Annotated in this window: 4 protein-coding genes; all 4 read left to right on the forward strand. The window is 35.9% G+C overall.

What is annotated here, in order from left to right:
• On the forward strand, nt 1-1,245 hold a 1,245-nt coding region (locus A9G24_RS01540), incomplete at its 5' end, for a DUF2345 domain-containing protein (RefSeq protein WP_141673022.1).
• A gap of 2 nt (nt 1,246-1,247) precedes the next feature.
• Complete coding sequence (locus tag A9G24_RS01545; protein WP_065637469.1) at nt 1,248-3,866, forward strand: YwqJ-related putative deaminase; 2,619 nt, start codon at nt 1,248-1,250, stop codon at nt 3,864-3,866.
• A 29-nt stretch (nt 3,867-3,895) separates the two neighbouring features.
• Complete coding sequence (locus A9G24_RS01550) at nt 3,896-4,912, forward strand: hypothetical protein (RefSeq protein ID WP_065637470.1); 1,017 nt, start codon at nt 3,896-3,898, stop codon at nt 4,910-4,912.
• A 14-nt stretch (nt 4,913-4,926) separates the two neighbouring features.
• Nucleotides 4,927-5,861, forward strand: a 935-nt coding sequence (locus A9G24_RS01555) for a hypothetical protein (protein WP_141673023.1), incomplete at its 3' end; no start/stop codon positions are given.

Raw genomic sequence — 5,861 nt, forward strand, 5'->3', positions numbered from 1 at the left:
ACCGAATACGGCAAAACTCAACTTAATATTGGTCACTTAGTTAACGAAAAAAAACAACCTCGCGGTGAAGGCTTTGAACTGCGCACTGATGAATGGGGGGCGATTGCTGCTAACAAAGGCTTATACTTAACCACCCAAACCGAGCCGAAAGCGCAAGGTAAACAACTGGATATGCAAGCGGCAATAAGCCAACTTGAAAATGCCCTCTCTATTGCCAAAGCGCTACAAAATGCCGCCACCCAGTCCGAAGCGCACAGCGCCGATACCGACAGCCAAGCGCAACTTAAAGCCAACTTAACTCAGCTAACCCAAAGTGGCCTACTGGCCTATGCGCAAGAAGGCATCGCCCTAACCAGCCCTGAAAACATCCAACTGACAACAGCTAACAGCCTCACCTTAACCAGCGAACATCAAACCGACATCAACGCTTTAAACAACGTCACTGTTTCATCGGCTGAAGCGATTGGTTTATTTGCGCAAAAATCGGGGATGAAACTATTTGCCAACCAAGGTGATATTGAAGTGCAAGCCCAAAACGCCAACCTCAACATGGCTGCCAAGCAAGATATCAAAGTGGATAGCGTGGATGGCAAGGTAACCATTACCGCCAAAGATAACCTCACCCTCATTTGTGGTGGCTCTTATATCAAAATTAGCAGTGAAGGCATTGAACTGGGTACACAGGATAATATCTATCTTAAATGCAATGTCTTCCAGAAGATGGGGGTATCGTCGTTAGATTATAAATCGACACTTTTATCAGGTGCTATTCCTCAAACTTTCACCACACAAGATAAACAAGAAGGAATAACGCTGTATCTTGAAACCGATGATGGTTACCCAATTCCAACGACTAAATATCAAGTTTGTTTTGATAATGGTGAATTTAGACAAGGTCGTTTAGATCGCGAAGGAAAAGTGGTATTAAAACATGTTCCTCCTAATATAGACTATTATTATCAGTTTCCAGATGATGATGACATTTTAGCGAAAGCCAATGCTCAACGATTGCATAAAGCCATTGAAACGATAAATTCAGAACAAATGATTGGGTATTTAACTTATTCCAAAAATACCATTGAAATGACAATTGATGCCTATAAGGAAATTTATGGAAAAGACATGGTAAAAGATATTTACCAAGCATTAGGGCCTTACCACAAAGATAAATTAGCTATCGATTATTTATTTGCAAAAGCAGATATCAAAACGACTAAATATAAAGTATCTATAAATAAGGAATAACCATGCAAAATTATCGAATTGTGGCTAAACCCAATTTAACTAATGTGATACGTGGAAAGATCATGTCTTTTTCTTTACAAAGAATCAATCCCGACGCACCTGCGCTTGAACAAATTAGGGCTTCATGGAGGTGTTATCACCATATTTCGTTCAGAACTGATGATAAATACCTAGGAAAAGTCATTAATGGACCTCAAAATTCAACTCAATGGAACGAAGTAAAATGGGCTATTGAAGGGCGTCACAAAATTGTTTGCGAAATAATATACGGTAACCGAAAGGAATATATTGAATATATCCAAAATGTGATTAATGCAAAACAAAGTGTTGCGTATTCCACAAATACTGCCGAAGAGTCAGAAAATCCATTTATTTTTTATAAAAATTTAACTCAGCAAATTGACTGGATCTTAGTGCAAGAAAAGCAACAGCAGCTATCATCCGAGGATGAACAGGCCTATCAAAATCGAATGGAATCGTTAAAGCTCTTCAAGGATAAACTCAAATTTTTGCTTGATAAAGTGCCAGCTGATTGCCGCGAAAACTTTGGACAAGTTCACGTTAAACATATTTCAAGCATTTATGGTGAACGTGAAGATATGTCATTAAGAGTGGGCTATTTTTATAATGATAACGAAGTTCATTTAATTGACTGGACTAACCCCGTCGACAGATCATTTTGTGGTGTCTATGTTGGCAAAGGCGAAACAAAAGAAGACGCCATTAAGCAAGCACTTGAATGTTGGGATAAAGATAACCGTTATCCAGAAGGCATTATTAAAGGCTATGCCGCAGTAGATAAACAATTTGGCGTCGCAAAAGAAGTCACTTTTGATGATGATAATCGGATTATCTTAGGGAAAGAGATTATTTATGGTGGTATCGAAATTAATTTTGATACAGATGGTAAAAGTGATTCAGATACCTTATCTGATGCCTTAGCATCATTAGGATTTGCGGCAATAGTGGTTGCTGGTGTCATTACATTAGTTGCTCCAGTGCCAGGTTCAAGAGTGGTATCAGGGTTAATATGGTCATCGATTGCGGCGTCAACTACCTCGGCTGTTATCAATATTGCCGATCGGCATAGCGAAGGGTTTAGTAATTGGAAAGATGATTCATTTGACATCTTAACGATAGTTTCTAATGTGTTTGCTGGTGGTACAATTATCGCATCGGCAAAATGGAGTAGTAAAACACTATTATTAACCAATCTTAGCCAAAAACAAGCCGTTAAAATCACGTTAATAGGTCAAATAAGTGCAGATTCATTACAAGGCATTTTGATAACTGAAGAACTAGCCGAAGCCATTTATTCAGTGATGCACAATAAAACGCTACCAGCCGATATCAAATTAGCTAAAATTTCTGCACTAATCAAAAGAGGCATCATGGATGGGATACTTATCACAATAAGTATTCACGGAAGCAAAAAAAATCTTACTGCATTAAAGAATGATCCGTCTCCCTCTAAAACCACGATGAGTCTGGAAAAGATAGATCGATATATTTCAGGTGAAGAACATTTCCCAAAACCGGGTATTGAAAATTCGCTCTCTGAGATACCAAGCAACATACCGAGCCAAAAAACAGAGTCATCCCCAGTACCCAATAGAGTGGAAAACTCAAATCAGGTATTACCTGCTTCGCCTAATACGGTATCAAATATTGCCGATGAGATACCCAGTTTAATGCCATACACAAAAGATACGCAATATAACAAAATACTTTCAGTTCAAATTACTTATGAAAACGGTGTAGAAAAAACGTTATCTGCTATATACCCACAAAAGTGGGAACTATTAAGTATGGAAAACAAAGCAAAAGCGGTACCGGGTGAATATTTTGATACAGTATTGAATAAAAATTTAACTAAAGGTAAAGAGCGCTCATCATTAAATGAAAAAAAAGGGGTAATTACCGACACAACCGATTTAGATTCAGGTACAAGAAAATCAAATACAAGTGAAACCGAAAGTAAAACTACGGTTTATACCAACCATGCAAATAAAAAGAAAGGTCAGAAAGAGTTAGAAGATGAGTTGGCAGCTTGGAAAAAAAATAAACTTGATGAAGATATCATAAAAAAACGGGTAGCTTTAGCCCAAACCCGTTGTGAGGTTGAAGGCATTGTTTCGCAAGCAAATTTTTATAATTTACAAGTGCCATATTATAAAGAGTTAAAAAATGGTAGAGTGAAACTGGTTGAAGCGATCGATGCAACTTATTATCGGTTTATTGATGCAGATAAATATATTAAGCTATTGAAGAAGTCTTATGAAGACTCAAGTGCTTTATATCCTAATGTTACCCCAAGTTTTGCCGCGATGCACCCTACCACCGAAAGATTAATCAGAGAATTTATTGCGAATAATCAACAGTTTCGTATAATTGATGGCTTGCCGGGTATGCATGCTGAAGTGTTATCGACTAATAATGTATTTCAGCAATTAGAGGCAAAAGGGAAAAATGTTGACGAATATCTAGACAAAATTGAAGTGTATACCATTCGCTTAACCGAATATGATCAAGGTAATGTATTCCCAGCCTGCCGACACTGTAGTGGCATTTTATCCAAATCAAAAGGCATTCAGATTTCAACTGGACGCATTGATGATTAAACAGAGTAAAAAATTAAGGAATTCATATTATGATAGTCAGAATAGAACTCAATCAACTAGAAAAGCGTAGTAATTACTACTTTTATAACGATACGCCGTTTAATGGCGAAGCTTACGATCATCGAGATAATCAACTTTATCAGGTATACGAAATTACCGACGGTATTATTACAGGTAGTCGAGATTATGGTGTTTTTGAAGCCAATGGTATGATAAAGGTCGATTATGAATTGTTACATAGCGGTGACTTTGATTATGAAATGAACGACATCCGTTATTCTTATCAAGGAAAACCATTTACAGGTTTATGTTATCAATATAGTTTTGGTTTTGTACAAGCCGAACATTTGTGTATTGATGGTTGGTTTGTTAAAACTATCGGTTATTATCCCGATGGTACAGGTCGAATAAAAAGATACGAAGAAAAACAAATTGATATTACCGAAACAACTGGCGATAGAGAGTGGTTATTGGAGTGGGAAAATAATGTATGTAAAAGGATTGAATCACGCTATTTAGATTATGCAGAAACAGATCATTCAGGTAATATAAAATTATATTTCAACGATCAAAAACAAATCAGCCGAGCAATTATTGAGGATGATTATGTTTATGTTTCCTTATTAGTACCTAGAGATGATTTAGGTCTTGATTTTAAAACCTTTGATGATTTATTGGCAAAACAGGATATTTTTGCCGATAACCTCTCTCTTTGGTCAATTGATGATTCATTATTTAACCAACTGTTAGATCGCGGGCTCTTAAATCAGATAACGCAGTTAGAGTTATCCTATACAAATATTGAATATTCTACCTTTGCTAGATTAGCTCAATTACCTTCTTTACAGACATTAAAATGTAAAGAGTCTTCCGTATATAAAATAGACCTCGTTGCTGCCGAAAAACAAAAACAGCAATATCGAGCACAAGCACTCGCATTATTTGCCCTACAACAAAATAGCAATATAAAAATAACCTTTAATGACGGCAGAATCGATTATTTTCAGGCATTTTTACCGGATGATTTAAAACAACAGCTTACTTAATAGATTAAAAAATCATGATAGTCAGAATAGAACTCAATCAACTAGAAAAGCGCAGTAATTACTACTTTTATAACGATACGCAATTTAATGGCGAAGCTTACGATCATCGAGATAATCAACTTTATCAGGTATACGAAATTACCGACGGTATTATTACAGGTAGTCGAGATTATGGCGCTTTACAAGCCGATGGTATGATTAAAATTGATTATGATTTGTTAACTAGCGCAGAATATTTTGATTATGAAATGAATCAGATACGTTGTTATTATCAAGGACAGCCATTTACTGGATTATATTATAATTATAGTTCTGGATTTTTATTAAGTGAAGGGCTATGTATTGAAGGTTGGGTTGTTAAGAATATTGTTTTTTTTCCTGATGGTACAGGTCGAATAAGAAAATATGAAGAAAATGACATTGATATTACCGAAACAACTGGCGATAGAGAGTGGTTATTGGAGTGGGAAAATAATGTATGTAAAAGGATTGAATCACGCTATTTAGATTATGCAGAAACAGATCATTCAGGTAATTTAGAATTATATTTCAATGAGCAAAAACAGATTGAACAAGTGATTATAAAAGATGATTATGCTTATGTGTCACTATTAGTACCTAGAGATGATTTAGGTCTTGATTTTAAAACCTTTGATGATTTACTGGTAAAACAGGATATTTTTGCCGATAACCTCTCTATCTGGTCAATTGATGATTCATTATTTAACCAATGGTTAGATCGTGGACTGTTAAATCAGGTTAAGCAATTAGAGTTATATAAAACTAAAATTGAACTTTCAACCATTGCAAGATTAGCTGAGTTACCTTCTTTACAAACATTAAAATGTAAAGAAGCCTCCATATATCAAACGGATCTTGTTCGTGCCGAAAAACAAAAACAGCAATATCGAGCGCAAGCACTCGCATTATTTGCCCTACAACAAAATAG

Origin of the sequence: Gilliamella sp. App6-5 (assembly GCF_001690525.1) — a bacterium.
Taxonomy (GTDB): Bacteria; Pseudomonadota; Gammaproteobacteria; order Enterobacterales; family Orbaceae; genus Gilliamella; species Gilliamella apicola_H.

Bases quoted from the DNA above. Each gene is read 5' to 3' on its own strand.
- A9G24_RS01545 (WP_065637469.1), top strand. From the start codon at position 1,248: ATGCAAAATTATCGAATTGTGGCTAAACCCAATTTAACTAATGTGATA.
- A9G24_RS01550 (WP_065637470.1), top strand. From the start codon at position 3,896: ATGATAGTCAGAATAGAACTCAATCAACTAGAAAAGCGTAGTAATTAC.